Raw genomic sequence first — 14,467 nt, forward strand, 5'->3', positions numbered from 1 at the left:
ATCTCCGGTGCTTCTCAAGCTCGGTTGCCACGATTGGATGGTGGTAACGAACGGAAGGCAGGAATATGATTCAGAAGAATTGGCAGGAACTGATCAAGCCGAACAAGGTCGAGTTTTCCTCGGGCGGCCGCACAAAGGTCAACCTTGTCGCTGAACCGCTTGAGCGTGGCTTTGGCCTGACGCTCGGCAACGCGCTGCGTCGCGTGCTTCTGTCCTCGCTGCGCGGCGCCGCCGTCACGGCGGTACAGATCGACGGCGTACTGCATGAGTTCTCCTCGATCCCGGGCGTTCGCGAAGACGTTACGGATATCGTTCTGAACATCAAGGAAATCGCCATCAAGATGGACGGCGACGATGCCAAGCGCATGGTCGTTCGCAAGCAGGGTCCAGGCGTTGTCACCGCCGGCGACATCCAGACGGTCGGCGACATCGAGATCCTCAACCCGGATCACGTCATCTGCACGCTCGACGAAGGCGCTGAAATCCGCATGGAATTCACCGTCAACAACGGCAAGGGCTATGTTCCGGCAGAGCGCAATCGTGCGGAAGACGCACCGATTGGTCTCATCCCGGTAGACAGCCTCTACTCGCCGGTCAAGAAAGTGTCCTACAAGGTGGAAAACACCCGCGAAGGCCAGGTTCTCGATTACGACAAGTTGCTGATGGCCATCGAAACGGACGGCTCGATCTCCGGTGAAGATGCAGTCGCTTTCGCGGCCCGCATCTTGCAGGACCAGCTCGGCGTTTTCGTCAACTTCGACGAACCGCAGAAGGATGTCGAAGAAGAGACAGTCACCGAACTGGCCTTCAACCCGGCTCTCCTCAAGAAGGTGGACGAACTGGAACTGTCTGTCCGCTCGGCAAACTGCCTGAAGAACGACAACATCGTCTATATCGGCGACCTTATTCAGAAGACCGAAGCCGAAATGCTCCGCACTCCGAATTTCGGCCGCAAGTCGCTGAACGAAATCAAGGAAGTTCTCGCTTCCATGGGCCTGCATCTCGGCATGGAAGTGCCGGCCTGGCCCCCAGAGAACATCGAAGATCTCGCCAAGCGCTACGAAGATCAGTACTGAGCGGCGTGAGGCAAAGTGTGTCGCGGATTTCCGCCGGCACGCCGATCGCAGAGAACAATAAGTAAAGGCAGGATGACTGCCTTTCCCCGTCAAACAGCAGGCATATCGCCTGCATGTGCCAGGAAACGGCAGGCCCAAAATCAAAGGGCACCTGCGATTTAAGGAGAATAGCAATGCGCCATGGTATGGTAGGCCGCAAGCTGAATAGAACTGCAAGTCACCGCAAGGCAATGTTTGCCAACATGGCGGCTTCGCTCATCCTGCATGAGCAGATCACCACGACCTTGCCGAAGGCAAAGGAAATCCGCCCGATCGTTGAAAAGCTGGTCACGCTCGGCAAGCGCGGCGACCTGCACGCTCGTCGTCAGGCCATCTCGCAGATCCGCGACGTCGCTGTCGTATCGAAGCTGTTCGATGCAATCGCTACCCGTTACGCCACCCGCAACGGCGGCTACCTTCGCATCATGAAGGCTGGCTTCCGCATGGGTGACAACGCCGCCATGGCCGTCGTCGAGTTCGTCGACCGCGACATCGCTGCCAAGGGCGCCGGCGACAAGGCCCGCGTTGCAGCCGAAGAAGCTGCCGAAGCTGCTGCCGCTTAAGCGGTAAAAGCCTCATCAATCAAAAGGCCGGACGAGCAATCGTCCGGCTTTTTTGCGTTGTGGCGGGCGTGTGATGGAGAAGGCTATTCGGGTATGTGGATATCTTCCCTGATATGCCTGAGATAGACAACGATGGTGAACGTCATGATGACGACGAGCGACCATGAACTCCATATGCCAATGTTGACAGCGGACCACTCGCCGAGTTGGCTCGGATAGCGCCATATCCCGAAGAAGGTGCTGAAATTTTCGAAAAGCCAGACGAAGAAGCCGATCAGGGCAAAAGCCAACAGAAGGGGCATCCGCCGGTCCCGATCATACGGGCGGAACGTGACTGAAGTCCGCGAATAAAGTCCAATCGTACACGCGGCAATGTACCAGCGATAGTCGGCGATGTAGTGGTGTGTGAAGAAGTTCAGGTAAATTGCCAGCGAGAGCACAGCTGCCATCCAGTATGGTGGATGATGCCTAACTCGTAGTGCGAGGAGGCGCCACGCCTGTATTACGTAACTGCCTACGGCAGCGTACATGAATCCGGAAAACAATGGCACGCCGAACAGCTTGCTATAGGCAAAGTCCGGATATGCCCATGAATGGATGCTGCTCGATGTTTTGAAGACCTCGAGAGCGAAACCGATAACGTAAAAGAAGCAGATCGCCTTCAACTCATCAATGCTTTCCAGTTTGCTGGCGACCATCCAGAACTGGATGGACAAGGCAACCAGCAGCAGCACGTCATATCGGGGAATATGAAAAATGCCGCCGCGCGGGACTGTGAAGATGGCCAAGAAAAAGAGGCCAGCAAAGAGACATGCACGTGCTTCCTTGATACCAAAATAGACGAGTTCTATGAGAAAGCGCTTGGTTCCCCTCAGATGCGGCGCTGCACGTATTTCGATGAGATGCCTGTCGATGGCCGGAAGCAGTCTTCGGAGGGGCACGGCGTTTGAATTCCTGAAATTAACTCGATGGCTGTGAGCTGTTTCCGCAAATACGGTGAGCGGCAGACCAGCATGCGGCTGGGCTGTCGGCTTGCCAAATCGAAATGTGAGCTATAGGTGCGACGAACCCATTAACATCGCGGTGGAGCGGCCGAAGTGCTCGCATTTTTTCGAGGTCACTCACCAGGGAGCAGGGCAGCCCGTCTTGCAATGGGAATTGCCATCATTGCTGCAGGTCTGGCGTTGCGGCGATATGGCTATGGGCTTAACCTTCCGTTCGTGGTCGTGAAGTATGGCGGCTCGGCACTGTGGGGCGCGATGGTTTATTTCCTGATCGCAGTGCTTGCACCAAACTCGAGACGGGCAAGCATTGCTTGCGCGGCGATGGTGATCTCCACCGCCGTCGAGTTGTTCAGACTCTACCATACACCGCCTCTTGATGCGTTCAGGTTGACTGCTGGCGGTGCCCTGCTTCTCGGACGCGTGTTTTCCCTAACCAATATAATTGTCTACGGCATCGGCATCGTCGCCGCATCTGCGTTCGACAGATTTCTGGCAGCCCGCAGTCCTATCTTGCCAAAGTAGAGAAGCCTCTGCTGCCTCAGGCAGCCACCGCCCTCTGCCGCGTTCCGCGTCGTCGTTGCATCATGATTGGCCGGTAGGACCTGTAGAGGATCATCACTATCAGGAGGCCGATATAGACGTACTGCTCGAGCGAAAGCACCTTGGTCGATAGTGCGAAGTGGAGAGCGCCACAGACGGCGATGATGTAGACGAGCCGGTGCAGCCAGATCCAGTTCTTGCCCATCTGCCGTATCGAGTACCTGTTCGAGGTCACGGCCAGCGCGATCAGCATCACCAGCCCTGCCATGCCGAACATGATGAAGGGTCGCTTCAGGATGTCGCCGAGGATGGCGTCGAGCATCAGCGCCTGGTCGAGGATGGTGTAGACCAGAAAATGCATCACGACATAATAGAAGCAGAGCAGCCCCAGGGCGCGGCGGTAGCGCAGCCAGTTCCAGCCGACGAGGTCGCGGAGCGGGGTGATCGCGAGCGTCAGGATCAGGAAGCGGATGGCCCAGAGGCCGAGGAAAAGCTCGAAGGTCTTGGTCGGATCGGCGCCAAGATTGCCGGTGGCGCCAAGGTAGAATGCGTAGGCGGCGGGAAGAAGTCCGACGACGTAAAGCAGCCAGACGGAGGCTGGCTGGAAGCGTTTCGGCAGCGCGAGGGACAGGACCATTAGTAGTTCGCCTTAAGATCCATGCCGGCGTAGAGGCTTGCCACCTGGTCGGCATAGCCGTTGAAGGGCAGGGTGGGGTGGCGGCTGGAGGAGAAGAAGCCGCCTTCGCCGATCCTGCGCTCGGTCGCCTGGCTCCAGCGGGGGTGATCGACCGCCGGGTTGACGTTGGCATAAAAACCGTATTCGCCGGGGTTGGAGACCTGCCAGGTGTTCATCGGCTGCTTGTCGGTGAGCGTGATGCGGACGATCGACTTGATGCCCTTGAAGCCGTATTTCCACGGAACCACCAGGCGTATCGGCGCACCGTTCTGGTTGGGCAGCGTCTCGCCATAGAGCCCGACGGCAAGCAGCGCCAGCGGGTTGCGCGCTTCGTCCAGCCGCAGTCCTTCGACATAGGGCCAGTTCAGGGACTGGAAGCTGCCGGATTGGCCGGGCATCTCGGACGGCCGGACGATGGTCTCGAAGGCGACGTATTTCGCGCTGCCCAGCGGCTCCACCATGTCGAGCAGCTTGGATAGCTGGAAACCGTCCCAGGGTATGACCATGGACCATGCCTCGACGCACCGCATCCGGTACACACGCTCTTCTGGAGGAAAGGCCTTGATCAGCGCGTCGATGTCGAGGGTCTGCGGCTTGCCCACCATGCCATCGACGGTGATCGTCCACGGGCGCGGCTTGAATTTGCCGGAGTTGGCGGCGGGATCGGCCTTGTCCGTGCCGAATTCGTAGAAGTTGTTGTAGGTCGTGACATCCTTCTTCGGCGTCAGCTTTTCATCGACCTTGTAGTCGGTCTTCGACGCTGCCAGCGCTTCCGCCATGGCTGTGGTGCCACCGGCGATCGACAGGCCGGCGCCTGCTGCTGTCGCCAGGAAGGCGCGGCGGCCTAGATAGGTCTGGCGAGGCGTGATCTCGGAGGCGGCAATCTTGGGCGGTTGGTAGGTGGCCATGGGTAAAATCCTCGATGAGATGACGGTATCGATGGTGATACGCAGAAATACCGACGTAAGTTACAAATAGGCCCGCTTTTTTTTGGGAAAAGAAGCCAATTTATTGTGTTCGACCTAAATGTTGAGGTGTCATCGGCAAACGTCATGCATCTGTTCGATATTTTGGTCGCGGCCTCGTCCGGGAATAACCGGGATCGCTGATGGCGAGGATATTGCGAGGGGGCATGCCCTTGCAGCGTACCGGATTCGGCTTACCTGATAGTGACAGTCCGCACCGATTGATTTACGACAATTCTAAAAAGCAGGGGCTTGCCGGTCCGTCTGGCGGAATAGGTCTGCCGCAAGCAATGCCCGTAACTGCAGGACGTCGAGGATAACACCATGCCAGCCTACCGTTCGAGAACCACCACCCACGGCCGCAACATGGCCGGTGCCCGCGGCCTGTGGCGCGCAACAGGCATGAAGGACAGCGATTTCGGCAAGCCTATCATTGCCGTCGTCAACTCCTTCACGCAGTTCGTTCCCGGCCACGTGCACTTGAAGGATCTTGGCCAGCTGGTGGCGCGCGAAATCGAAGCGGCCGGCGGCGTAGCCAAGGAATTCAACACCATTGCCGTCGACGACGGGATCGCCATGGGCCATGACGGCATGCTCTATTCGCTGCCATCGCGTGAGCTGATCGCCGACAGCGTCGAATACATGGTCAACGCCCATTGCGCCGATGCCATGGTCTGCATTTCGAATTGCGACAAGATCACCCCGGGCATGCTGATGGCTTCGCTCCGCCTCAACATCCCAACCGTCTTCGTCTCCGGCGGCCCGATGGAAGCCGGCAAGGTCACCATGCATGGCAAGACCGTATCGCTCGACCTCGTCGATGCGATGGTGGCTGCAGCCGACGACAAGATCAGCGACGAAGACGTCGCCGTAATCGAGCGCTCGGCCTGTCCGACCTGCGGCTCGTGCTCGGGCATGTTCACCGCCAACTCGATGAACTGCCTGACGGAAGCGCTCGGTCTCTCGTTGCCGGGCAATGGCTCGACGTTGGCCACCCATTCAGACCGCAAGGAGCTGTTCCTGGAAGCCGGCCGTCGTATCGTCGATCTCGCCAAACGCTACTACGAGAAGGACGATGTCACGGCACTGCCGCGCACCATCGCCTCCAAGGGCGCCTTCGAGAACGCCATGGCGCTCGACATCGCCATGGGCGGATCTACCAACACGGTCCTTCACATCCTGGCCGCAGCCCACGAGGGCGAGGTCGACTTCACGATGGACGACATCGACCGTCTGTCGCGCAAGGTGCCCTGCCTGTCGAAGGTCGCGCCGGCCAAGTCCGACGTTCACATGGAAGATGTGCATCGTGCCGGCGGTATCATGGCAATCCTCGGCGAGCTGGAACGTGCCGGCCTGCTGAATTCCGACCTGCCGACCATCCACGCGCCGACGCTCGGTGATGCGATCGCACAATGGGATATTGCCATCACCGCCAACCCGGCAGCACTGAAGCTGTTCAGTGCGGCTCCGGGTGGCGTGCCGACGCAGGTTGCCTTCAGCCAGAGTTCGCGCTGGGACGACCTCGACGTCGACCGCGAAAAGGGTGTCATCCGCAGCGCCGAGCATCCGTTCTCCAAGGATGGCGGCCTGGCTGTTCTCAAGGGCAATCTCGCCGTAGACGGATGCATCGTCAAAACGGCAGGCGTCGATGAAAGCATTCTGAAGTTCTCCGGCCCGGCCCGCGTCTTCGAAAGCCAGGATTCGTCGGTCAAGGCGATCCTTGCCAACGAGGTCAAGGCCGGCGATGTCGTTGTCATCCGTTACGAAGGTCCGAAGGGCGGTCCTGGCATGCAGGAGATGCTCTACCCAACCAGCTATCTGAAATCGAAAGGTCTGGGCAAAGCCTGCGCTCTCATCACCGATGGTCGTTTTTCGGGCGGCACGTCCGGCCTGTCTATCGGTCATGCGTCGCCGGAAGCTGCCAATGGCGGTACGATTGGCCTGGTGCGCGAAGGCGACATGATCGACATCGATATCCCGAACCGCTCCATCAGCCTGCGCGTCAGCGACGAGGAGCTCGCAGCCCGCCGCGCCCAGCAGGATGCACAGGGCTGGTTCCCGGTCGAGAAGCGCAAGCGCAACGTGACGACGGCGCTCAAGGCCTATGCCGCCTTTGCCACAAGCGCCGACAAGGGCGCGGTGCGCGATCTCAGCGGCCGTTAGATAAACAATTGGCCGCAGTTTTCACCGCGGCCGACATTCTTCTATGGAGGCCCTGCCATCGAAAACCTGGCAAGGGCTCTTTTATTCAAGGCGTCACCGCAACCGTGACCGTGCCGGTCAGTTCGGACGGGCGAGGTTCTTGTAGGCGACATCCAGCTGCTTCAGGCGGTCCTCGTAGGAGGTCTTCAAGCATGCCGCATCCGCGCCGCAGGCCTGGCGCTTCTTCAGCCAGGCGCTCTGTTCGTCCTGCAGCGTGCCGCGCGATCCCATGGCGAGAAGGCCGGAGATCAGCTCGAAGGTCGTGGCCATCTTGACGTCCGCATCGTTCAGGCTGCGAGTGTCGCAGATCATTTTCTCATCCGGCTGAAGCGTCTTGCCGTCGCAATCGAAGCTGGCGGCCTTTGCCGAGCCTAGCGGCGACAGGATCGGCAGCAAGCCGACAAGCGCTGCGCAAACTAGGTTGGCAGACCGGCGGCGGGTGGTGAGTGTCAGAGGCGAATGATCCATCTTTTGATTCCGATTTCAGAAAGTTATGGCGCTTGGTTGATGATGCACTTCCGCTCGAGAATCAGCCAGATGTGCACACTGCTGCACTCCTAACCCATTCCGGGCCGTTTTGTTCAAACCGCGTATGCGCAAAGCCTCCGGCTGGCTTGAAGTTCCATGATTGTGCCCTCTTTCCTTTCTAGCGTTCGCGGTTACAACGTTGCCTCCACAGACACTTTATAAAGGGTTCCCCATGCAAGGTTTGCTCAAACGCGCTGCGATCCCTATGCTCGCGCTCGTCGTCACGCTTCCCGCCCCGGTCTACGCCGAGACGGCCAAGGCCGTGCCGGAAAACAAGATGGAAATGCAGCTTTCCTTCTCGCCGCTGGTCAAGCAGACGGCTGGCTCGGTCGTCAATGTCTACGCGGAACGCGTCGTGCACCAGCAGTCTCCTTTCGCCGGGGATCCCTTCTTCCAGCAGTTCTTCGGTCAGCGCATGCCGAACCGCACCGAAAAGCAGACATCGCTGGGCTCCGGCGTCATCGTCGAGGCGAACGGTACGATCATCACCAACAACCACGTGGTCGATGGCGCCGACGACATCAAGATCGCCCTTTCAGATGGCCGCGAATTCCCCTGCAAGGTGGTCCTCAAGGATGACCGGGTCGATCTCGCCGTGCTGAAGATCGACACGAAAGAGCAGTTGCCGATGCTGCCGATCGGCAATTCCGATACGCTCGAGGTCGGCGACCTCGTGCTTGCCATCGGCAACCCCTTCGGCGTGGGCCAGACAGTAACCAGCGGTATCGTTTCGGCGCTTGCTCGCAACCAGGTGAAGAACGAGGTCGGGTTTTTCATCCAGACTGACGCTGCCATCAACCCCGGAAATTCCGGTGGGGCGCTGATAAACATGAAAGGCGAACTGATCGGCCTCAACACGGCGATCTTCTCGCAGAGCGGCGGGTCGAACGGCATCGGCTTCGCCATTCCCGCCAATCTCGTGCGCGTCTTCCTTGCTGCCGCCGATCGCGGTGACAAGAGTTTCGAGCGCCCTTACATCGGAGCCACCTTTGAGCCGGTGACCTCCGAAGTCGCCGATGCGCTCGGCCTGAAGCGGGTTCGCGGAGCCCTGATCACCAAGGTCACCGACAACGGTCCCGCCGCCGAGGCCGGTCTCAAGGCTGGCGAAGTCGTCACCGCCCTCAACGGCGTATCCGTCGAGCATCCCGATGCTCTCGGCTACCGTCTGACAACCGCCGGGCTCGGCGCGACGGTATCGCTGACCGTGCTCGACAACGGCAATGAGCGGGAAGCGAAAATGACGCTGGCAAGCGCTCCCGAAACGCAGCCGCGCGAGGAGAAGCTGATTACTGGCAGCAATCCCTTCTCCGGTGCGACAGTGGCCAACCTGTCGCCGCGCGTGGCGGATGAGTTGCACATGCCGACCGATACGGCCGCAGGCGTCGTTGTCGAAAAGCTGAAGGATGATTCCGCTGCTGCGCGTCTCGGCTTCCAGCCGAAGGACATCATTATCTCCGTCAATGGCACGCCGATCACCAACACAAAGAGCCTCGCGGCGATTGCTGCCAGCGAACCCGATATCTGGCGCGTGGAGATCGAGCGGGACGGTCAGCGCATCCGGCAATTCTTCCGATGAGCAATGACCTGTTTGCTCCGCAGATCCCGGCAGAGGTTGCCAGCAAGCGACCCTTGGCGGACCGTCTGCGGCCGCAGACGCTGGCCGAGGTCACCGGCCAGCAGCATCTGACGGGCGACGATGGCGTGCTCCGGCGGATGATCGAGAGCGGTTCGCTCGGATCGATGATTTTCTGGGGCCCGCCTGGCACCGGCAAAACCACGGTCGCAAGGCTGCTGTCGGGTGAGGCGGGTCTCGCCTTCGAGCAGATCTCGGCCATCTTCTCCGGCGTCGCAGATCTCAAGAAGATGTTCGAGACCGCCCGTATGAGGCGCATGGATGGCCGCCAGACCTTGCTGTTCGTCGACGAGATCCACCGTTTCAACCGTGCCCAGCAGGATAGCTTTCTGCCGGTCATGGAGGACGGCACCGTCATCCTGGTCGGTGCGACGACGGAAAACCCTTCCTTCGAACTGAACGCCGCTCTGCTGTCGCGCGCCCGCGTGCTGACGTTCCGTGCCCATGACGAGGACAGCCTGCGTGAACTGCTGCAGCGTGCCGAGCGGGTGGAGGCAAAGCCGCTACCGTTGACCGATGACGCCCGTGACAGCCTGATCAGGATGGCGGATGGCGATGGTCGTGCGGTGCTGACACTTGCCGAAGAAGTATGGCGGGCAGCGCGGGCGGACGAGGTCTTCGACACCGCAGCCCTGACAGAAATTGTCCAGCGCAGGGCGCCCGTCTACGACAAGGCGCAGGATGGGCATTACAATCTGATTTCAGCGCTGCACAAGTCGGTGCGTGGGTCGGACCCGGATGCGGCGCTCTATTACCTGGCACGAATGTTCGACGCCGGTGAGGATCCGCTCTATCTCGGACGACGCCTCGTGCGCATGGCGGTCGAGGATATCGGGCTGGCCGATCCGCAGGCTCTGGTCATCTGCAACGCCGCCAAGGACGCCTACGACTATCTGGGCTCGCCCGAGGGCGAACTGGCCTTCGCGCAGGCCTGCGTCTATCTGGCAACCGCACCGAAATCGAACGCGGTCTATACGGCTTTCAAGGCGGCGACGCGGGCAGCCAAGGAGAATGGTTCGCTGCTGCCGCCCAAGCATATCCTCAACGCCCCCACCAAGCTGATGCGCGGCGAGGGATATGGCGACGGCTATCGCTACGATCACGACGAGCCGGATGCCTTTTCAGGCCAGGATTACTTTCCCGAAAAACTCGGACGTCAGAAATTCTACGATCCACCCGAGCGGGGTTTTGAGCGCGATATCAAGAAGCGTCTGGAATGGTGGGCAAAGCTTCGCAAGGAGCGGGCCGGCGAGTGAACCGGGCGCCGTCGGCTACCCCGCTGCAGCCCTCTGAATGCGCGGCGCCAACGCCTTCTCGATGAGCTTGACGCTCGATTCGGCGAGGCCCTTGTGGCCTTCCATATCGACCACCAGATGCCAGTGGCCGGTCTCGGGAACGGTGAGGCGGATCGGTGACTTCTTGGCGACGCCACCGACGAACTGATGCTTGAGCGTCTCCTTGAAACGCTGGAAATTTCCACCTGTCATCAGCCTGACATTGGCGACGGCAGAGAGGGTGATTTCAATCGTCGTCTCTGCGCGCTGGTCGCCCAGATCGTAATGGGTGTAACGGAAGGCTGGCTTTGGCATCTCGGTCATCTCATGTCGCGTCCGACACCAAAATATCCACCAGGTGGTTAAGGAAGAATGGAGTCGGACGCGTTTCGAACCTATCAACGCAACTTAATGGCTAGTGAAGGACTTGATTTAAAACCCGTCGAAACCGAGCACGATATTTTCGGGCAACTGGCAGACTTCGGCAGGATTGCGGTCACATTCCTCGCGGGCAAAGTGAAGCGCTGCAGTCTCGTTGGCGAAGAGACCGCCGATACGTCCGAGGCGGTCCTGCACGATCCAGCCGCCGTGACCGTCGCGCCCGACCAGGAAGCGGGCAGCGGACGAAGCGGCAAGCGAGCCGGTCGAGCGACGTTGGAGCGGTTCGGCTTCGTCGCGTTGGGTATTGGAGCGGGGCATTGACATTCCTTTCAGGCATTTTTGTCTGGCATCGGCCGGTATTCTACCGGCGCTGCGCCACGGTTATGAATGTATGCCGGCAGGCATAGGGTTTCCATTTCGGGCGACAGCCCGGAATATTAAAATCTCATATCCTCATAGACCTGCCCTGGAGGTCGTGGACAACAGTGCAGGGCTTGTGCTCGAGGCCATGGAGCAGGGTCAGCGCGTCGCGGATAGCAGTCTCCGTCTCTGGCTCGACCGAGACCAGCGGCAAGCGTACCGCCGTGCTGACAGGCCTGCCGTCCAGATGCATCGCCTGTTTAAGGGTCGCGGGGATACTCTCGGCAGCAAGGGCCTGCCACAGCGGAAGCAAGCGCTGCTGCAGGCTGAGAGCGGCCGCGAGGTTACCGGCGGCGGCTTGGTGCTGGACAGCCGCGCTCATCTGCGGCGCGACGTTGGCAGCGTCAGAAAAGCAACCGGCACCGCCTGTCATCGCAAACCCGAGGGCTACGGCGTCATTGCTGGTATAGAGACCGACACGTCGCGGCAGCAACTCCGTCCACGCGCCGAGGCGGCCGATGTCTCCTCCACCGTCGCAGATGCCGATGACACTGCCGATTTCGCCAAGCCTTTCGATCGTAACCGACGTGAGGTCGATCCCTGCATGGGCTGGCCTGTTATCGATGATCAAAGGCAGATCGGTGGCGTCGGCAATGCTTTCGAAATGGGCAAGGATGCCCCGCTGCGTGGGCTTGGAATAATAGGGGACGGTTATCAGCGCCGCAGACGCACCGGCGTTGCGGGCCTGCCGGGTCGCTGCGATCGTCTTGGCGGTACAATTGCTGCCCGTCGTTGCAATGACCGGCACTTTGGCCGCTGCCGTCTCCACGCAGATAGCAATAACGGTCTGCCGTTCGTGATCCGACAGCACGGGACCTTCTCCGGCGAGGCCACAGACAGCAAGACCGTCGATGCCGCTGGCGATCTGCCAGGACACATGGTCCATCAACGCGTTGCTGTCGATGGCATCATCGCGAAAAGGGGTGATGAGCGATGTGATCGCGCCACCGATGCTCCGCTTGCGGGCGGCGCTGTCGAGATAAATCGTTCTCATGGGAATGACGCTCACAGATAGGAAAACAGGATGGCGATCTCGACGCTGCCGAGCACGATGCCGAAGACAAGCATGATCATTGCCGTACGGCGCGCCCGCAGGCGACGGCGGTTGGTCTGGCTCATGAGCAGGCAAGCCGATCTGGTTCGGCAGGGTCAGGCCGCTTGGGCCAGGTGGCGTGGGGCATGGTTCACCTCTGCAATCGATGCAGCGATGGTAATGCCGGGCTCCGTAGGAAAGCCATACGAGCCCGAGCGGCCGAGAATAAAGACTTCATAAAAATAGAGGCCGCGCGTGGCGACCGGGGTCAGCCTGAAGAGCGGCGATTTTCTCGGTCGAGCTGCGTGACGAGAGCGAGGATCGCCTCGGATGTCGGCGTCGGCACGCCTGAAAGGCGACCGCACGATACGACCATGCCGACGAGCGGCGTGATCTCCAGGGGCTTGCCGGCCAGCAGGTCCTGCAGCATGGATGTGCGGACATCGCCGATCTTCTTCGACTGCTCGAGCCGTTGCTCGACCGACATCGTGAAACTCGCGCCGAGCGCTTCGCCCACCGCCTTGACCTCCGTCATCACCTGCGAAACCATGTTGGCGAGCGCCGGGTCGGCCATGATGTCCGACATCCTCGCCCTCGTCAGTGCGCTGATCGGGTTGAAGGCCGCATTGCCCATCAGCTTGCTCCAGATCTCGTTGCGGATCAGGGGCGTCGTGCTGACATTGAGGCCGCCGGATGTCAGGAGGTGGGTAATCGCCTCGAGGTCGGCGGTGTTTTCGCCTGAGGGTTCGCCAAGCACGAAGCGACCGTCGTTGCTCAGATGGATTTCTCCGGGCGACGTGACTTCGGCGCCCTGGTAGGCAACGCAGCCAATCACCCGGTCGGGGCCAATCGAGCGCCACAGCGCGCCGCCGATGTCCAGTTCCTCGAACTGCGTCTCTGCATGCTTGCTCTGGGTGTCCCGATGAAAATACCACCAGGGTATGCCGTTCAGCACCATGACGACGCGGGTGGTGGCATGCATGAGGGAGCTGATACCTGCCGCTGCCGCGCCAAGCTGATGGCCTTTCAGGCCAGTGATGACAAGGTCCTGCGGCGCTAAAGTGCTGGCATCGTCCGTAGCATTCACCTGGACCGTCAGCGGTTCCGTTGCGCCGGCCGTCCAGAGCTTGAGCCCGTGTTGCCGGATGGCATCGAGATGAGCGCCGCGCGCTACGACGGAAACTGCGACATCCGCCAAGGCTCCGCTGGCCAGTCGCGTCGCGATGGCGCCTCCCAGCGCGCCGGCGCCATAAATGCAAACTGTCTTGATCGATGACGAGGGCATAGCAATCTCCGCGATCTCAGATGGACGTTTCGTATTGACAGCGCTCGCCGTGGCACCGATGCGCCAGACCCCGGACCTTTCGGCAAGGAGCCTGGCGCAACAATCAGGTTTAGACTGCGCCGCCGTGCAGGCCGCCAAGCAGCCACAAGACGATCAGGACGAGCAACACCAGGCCCAGCACGCCGCCGAGGCCACGTCCGCCGTAACGACCATGGGCATAATAACCGCCACCGCCACCCAACAACAAAACCAGAATTACGATGATCAGGATCGTTCCCACGGTGATCACTCCCTTGCTTAGCATCCCGACAAATCACACTAAAGCCAATGCTTTGAGAGGTCCGGTATGATCGGCCATATAGAACTGCAAAGCCGTTAGTCCATGGAGCCCTGCGACAATTCGACAATCTTGACATGCCGGCTTGGCCAGAGACGAACGTTGCTGTTTCACGGTTTGTCTACGGCTGGATGGCGATGCCGGCCTCGATAGCGGCGGCGATAAATGCCTTGCGGGCGTCCTCGTCGGTGCGTTTGCCTTGGCGCACTTCGGCGCAGATCAGTAGCGCCCGATCGAGCGCCGGACCGTCCTCCTGTGGCCAATCCTCGATCATTGCCCAGGATGCTGCCTGTGTCGTGGCGATAGTCACAAAGGTTTCCGGACCTTCGAGCGCAAGGGTAACCGGCTGTTTCCAGGGGGTGTCCATATTGCCGACCTTTTCATGATAGTTGCCGAAGGATCCCTCATAGGCGGGTTTGGGAACCTGTGCGAGCGCCTGATGGCAAATCTGAAGAATACAGCAGGTGCCGATGGTTAGCCGACTTTGCGGATTCAGACTGAGAGGTACGTG

The 14,467-nt window shown here is 60.2% G+C and carries 16 protein-coding genes; 6 read left to right on the forward strand and 10 right to left on the reverse strand.

The genetic code is table 11. The features are described 5' to 3' along the window. Positions 1–65 precede the first annotated feature (65 nt). Together PR018_RS05630 and rplQ are read left to right on the forward strand one after the other, a co-directional pair. Complete coding sequence (locus tag PR018_RS05630) at positions 66–1,076, forward strand: DNA-directed RNA polymerase subunit alpha (protein WP_111220700.1); 1,011 nt, start codon at positions 66–68, stop codon at positions 1,074–1,076. A 173-nt stretch (positions 1,077–1,249) separates the two neighbouring features. Further along, positions 1,250–1,678: a 50S ribosomal protein L17 gene (gene rplQ, locus PR018_RS05635; RefSeq protein ID WP_111220701.1), complete on the forward strand. Its 429-nt coding sequence runs from the start codon at positions 1,250–1,252 to the stop codon at positions 1,676–1,678. 83 nt (positions 1,679–1,761) lie between these two features. Here the strand turns inward: rplQ and PR018_RS05640 are convergent, their stop codons facing one another. Then, positions 1,762–2,604 carry a DUF817 domain-containing protein gene (locus PR018_RS05640; RefSeq protein ID WP_142823566.1) on the reverse strand — a complete coding sequence of 281 codons (843 nt, stop codon included), beginning with the start codon at positions 2,602–2,604 and terminating at the stop codon, positions 1,762–1,764. A 225-nt stretch (positions 2,605–2,829) separates the two neighbouring features. Between PR018_RS05640 and PR018_RS05645 the strand changes: the two genes are divergently transcribed. Next, on the forward strand, positions 2,830–3,204 hold the full coding sequence (locus PR018_RS05645; RefSeq protein WP_142822291.1) for a ribosomal maturation YjgA family protein: 375 nt from the start codon (positions 2,830–2,832) through the stop codon (positions 3,202–3,204). A 16-nt stretch (positions 3,205–3,220) separates the two neighbouring features. On the opposite strand, the gene msrQ is transcribed toward PR018_RS05645, so the two are convergent. Both msrQ and msrP read right to left on the reverse strand, forming a co-directional pair. Beyond that, on the reverse strand, positions 3,221–3,859 hold the full coding sequence (gene msrQ, locus PR018_RS05650; protein WP_142822292.1) for a protein-methionine-sulfoxide reductase heme-binding subunit MsrQ: 639 nt from the start codon (positions 3,857–3,859) through the stop codon (positions 3,221–3,223). Next, positions 3,859–4,806 carry a protein-methionine-sulfoxide reductase catalytic subunit MsrP gene (gene msrP, locus PR018_RS05655; RefSeq protein WP_142822293.1) on the reverse strand — a complete coding sequence of 316 codons (948 nt, stop codon included), beginning with the start codon at positions 4,804–4,806 and terminating at the stop codon, positions 3,859–3,861. Before msrP ends, msrQ begins: the two co-directional genes overlap by 1 nt. Positions 4,807–5,187: 381 nt before the next feature. On the opposite strand from msrP, the gene ilvD reads away from it, so the two are divergent. Further along, on the forward strand, positions 5,188–7,026 hold the full coding sequence (gene ilvD, locus PR018_RS05660) for a dihydroxy-acid dehydratase (RefSeq protein WP_142822294.1): 1,839 nt from the start codon (positions 5,188–5,190) through the stop codon (positions 7,024–7,026). A 117-nt stretch (positions 7,027–7,143) separates the two neighbouring features. Here the strand turns inward: ilvD and PR018_RS05665 are convergent, their stop codons facing one another. After that, on the reverse strand, positions 7,144–7,533 hold the full coding sequence (locus PR018_RS05665) for a lysozyme inhibitor LprI family protein (protein ID WP_142822295.1): 390 nt from the start codon (positions 7,531–7,533) through the stop codon (positions 7,144–7,146). A gap of 232 nt (positions 7,534–7,765) precedes the next feature. Here PR018_RS05665 and PR018_RS05670 point away from each other — a divergent pair, with 232 nt between their 5' ends. After that, positions 7,766–9,169 (forward strand): DegQ family serine endoprotease, encoded by a 1,404-nt coding sequence (locus PR018_RS05670; protein WP_142822296.1) that lies wholly within the window; start codon positions 7,766–7,768, stop codon positions 9,167–9,169. Next, complete coding sequence (locus tag PR018_RS05675; protein WP_142822297.1) at positions 9,166–10,482, forward strand: replication-associated recombination protein A; 1,317 nt, start codon at positions 9,166–9,168, stop codon at positions 10,480–10,482. The genes PR018_RS05670 and PR018_RS05675 overlap by 4 nt, the downstream gene beginning before the upstream one ends. Before the next feature lie 15 nt (positions 10,483–10,497). Here the strand turns inward: PR018_RS05675 and PR018_RS05680 are convergent, their stop codons facing one another. From PR018_RS05680 to PR018_RS05705, 6 genes are all read right to left on the reverse strand, one after another. Beyond that, positions 10,498–10,815 carry a DUF1883 domain-containing protein gene (locus tag PR018_RS05680; protein WP_142823567.1) on the reverse strand — a complete coding sequence of 106 codons (318 nt, stop codon included), beginning with the start codon at positions 10,813–10,815 and terminating at the stop codon, positions 10,498–10,500. 117 nt (positions 10,816–10,932) lie between these two features. Further along, positions 10,933–11,199 (reverse strand): hypothetical protein, encoded by a 267-nt coding sequence (locus tag PR018_RS05685; RefSeq protein WP_142828868.1) that lies wholly within the window; start codon positions 11,197–11,199, stop codon positions 10,933–10,935. A gap of 127 nt (positions 11,200–11,326) precedes the next feature. Beyond that, positions 11,327–12,295: a 4-hydroxy-tetrahydrodipicolinate synthase gene (gene dapA / locus PR018_RS05690; RefSeq protein WP_142822298.1), complete on the reverse strand. Its 969-nt coding sequence runs from the start codon at positions 12,293–12,295 to the stop codon at positions 11,327–11,329. Between the two features lie 307 nt (positions 12,296–12,602). Further along, entirely contained in the window at positions 12,603–13,619 is a 1,017-nt protein-coding gene (locus PR018_RS05695; RefSeq protein WP_142822299.1) for a ketopantoate reductase family protein, read from the reverse strand. A gap of 109 nt (positions 13,620–13,728) precedes the next feature. After that, positions 13,729–13,923 carry a DUF3309 family protein gene (locus PR018_RS05700; RefSeq protein ID WP_224128466.1) on the reverse strand — a complete coding sequence of 65 codons (195 nt, stop codon included), beginning with the start codon at positions 13,921–13,923 and terminating at the stop codon, positions 13,729–13,731. Between the two features lie 154 nt (positions 13,924–14,077). Beyond that, complete coding sequence (locus PR018_RS05705; RefSeq protein WP_142822300.1) at positions 14,078–14,323, reverse strand: DUF982 domain-containing protein; 246 nt, start codon at positions 14,321–14,323, stop codon at positions 14,078–14,080. Positions 14,324–14,467: the final 144 nt, after the last annotated feature.

Source organism: Rhizobium rhododendri (assembly GCF_007000325.2).
Lineage (GTDB): Bacteria > Pseudomonadota > Alphaproteobacteria > Rhizobiales > Rhizobiaceae > Rhizobium > Rhizobium rhododendri.

Excerpts from the sequence above, each read along its gene's own strand:
- ilvD (WP_142822294.1), top strand. The coding sequence starts at position 5,188 with ATGCCAGCCTACCGTTCGAGAACCACCACCCACGGCCGCAACATGGCC.
- rplQ (WP_111220701.1), top strand. The coding sequence starts at position 1,250 with ATGCGCCATGGTATGGTAGGCCGCAAGCTGAATAGAACTGCAAGTCAC.
- PR018_RS05680 (WP_142823567.1), bottom strand. The coding sequence starts at position 10,815 with ATGCCAAAGCCAGCCTTCCGTTACACCCATTACGATCTGGGCGACCAG.
- PR018_RS05675 (WP_142822297.1), top strand. The coding sequence starts at position 9,166 with ATGAGCAATGACCTGTTTGCTCCGCAGATCCCGGCAGAGGTTGCCAGC.
- PR018_RS05665 (WP_142822295.1), bottom strand. The coding sequence starts at position 7,533 with ATGGATCATTCGCCTCTGACACTCACCACCCGCCGCCGGTCTGCCAAC.
- PR018_RS05700 (WP_224128466.1), bottom strand. The coding sequence starts at position 13,923 with ATGCTAAGCAAGGGAGTGATCACCGTGGGAACGATCCTGATCATCGTA.
- dapA (WP_142822298.1), bottom strand. The coding sequence starts at position 12,295 with ATGAGAACGATTTATCTCGACAGCGCCGCCCGCAAGCGGAGCATCGGT.
- PR018_RS05685 (WP_142828868.1), bottom strand. The coding sequence starts at position 11,199 with ATGCCCCGCTCCAATACCCAACGCGACGAAGCCGAACCGCTCCAACGT.
- PR018_RS05705 (WP_142822300.1), bottom strand. The coding sequence starts at position 14,323 with ATGGACACCCCCTGGAAACAGCCGGTTACCCTTGCGCTCGAAGGTCCG.
- PR018_RS05670 (WP_142822296.1), top strand. The coding sequence starts at position 7,766 with ATGCAAGGTTTGCTCAAACGCGCTGCGATCCCTATGCTCGCGCTCGTC.
- msrQ (WP_142822292.1), bottom strand. The coding sequence starts at position 3,859 with ATGGTCCTGTCCCTCGCGCTGCCGAAACGCTTCCAGCCAGCCTCCGTC.
- PR018_RS05645 (WP_142822291.1), top strand. The coding sequence starts at position 2,830 with ATGGGAATTGCCATCATTGCTGCAGGTCTGGCGTTGCGGCGATATGGC.
- msrP (WP_142822293.1), bottom strand. The coding sequence starts at position 4,806 with ATGGCCACCTACCAACCGCCCAAGATTGCCGCCTCCGAGATCACGCCT.
- PR018_RS05695 (WP_142822299.1), bottom strand. The coding sequence starts at position 13,619 with ATGCCCTCGTCATCGATCAAGACAGTTTGCATTTATGGCGCCGGCGCG.
- PR018_RS05630 (WP_111220700.1), top strand. The coding sequence starts at position 66 with ATGATTCAGAAGAATTGGCAGGAACTGATCAAGCCGAACAAGGTCGAG.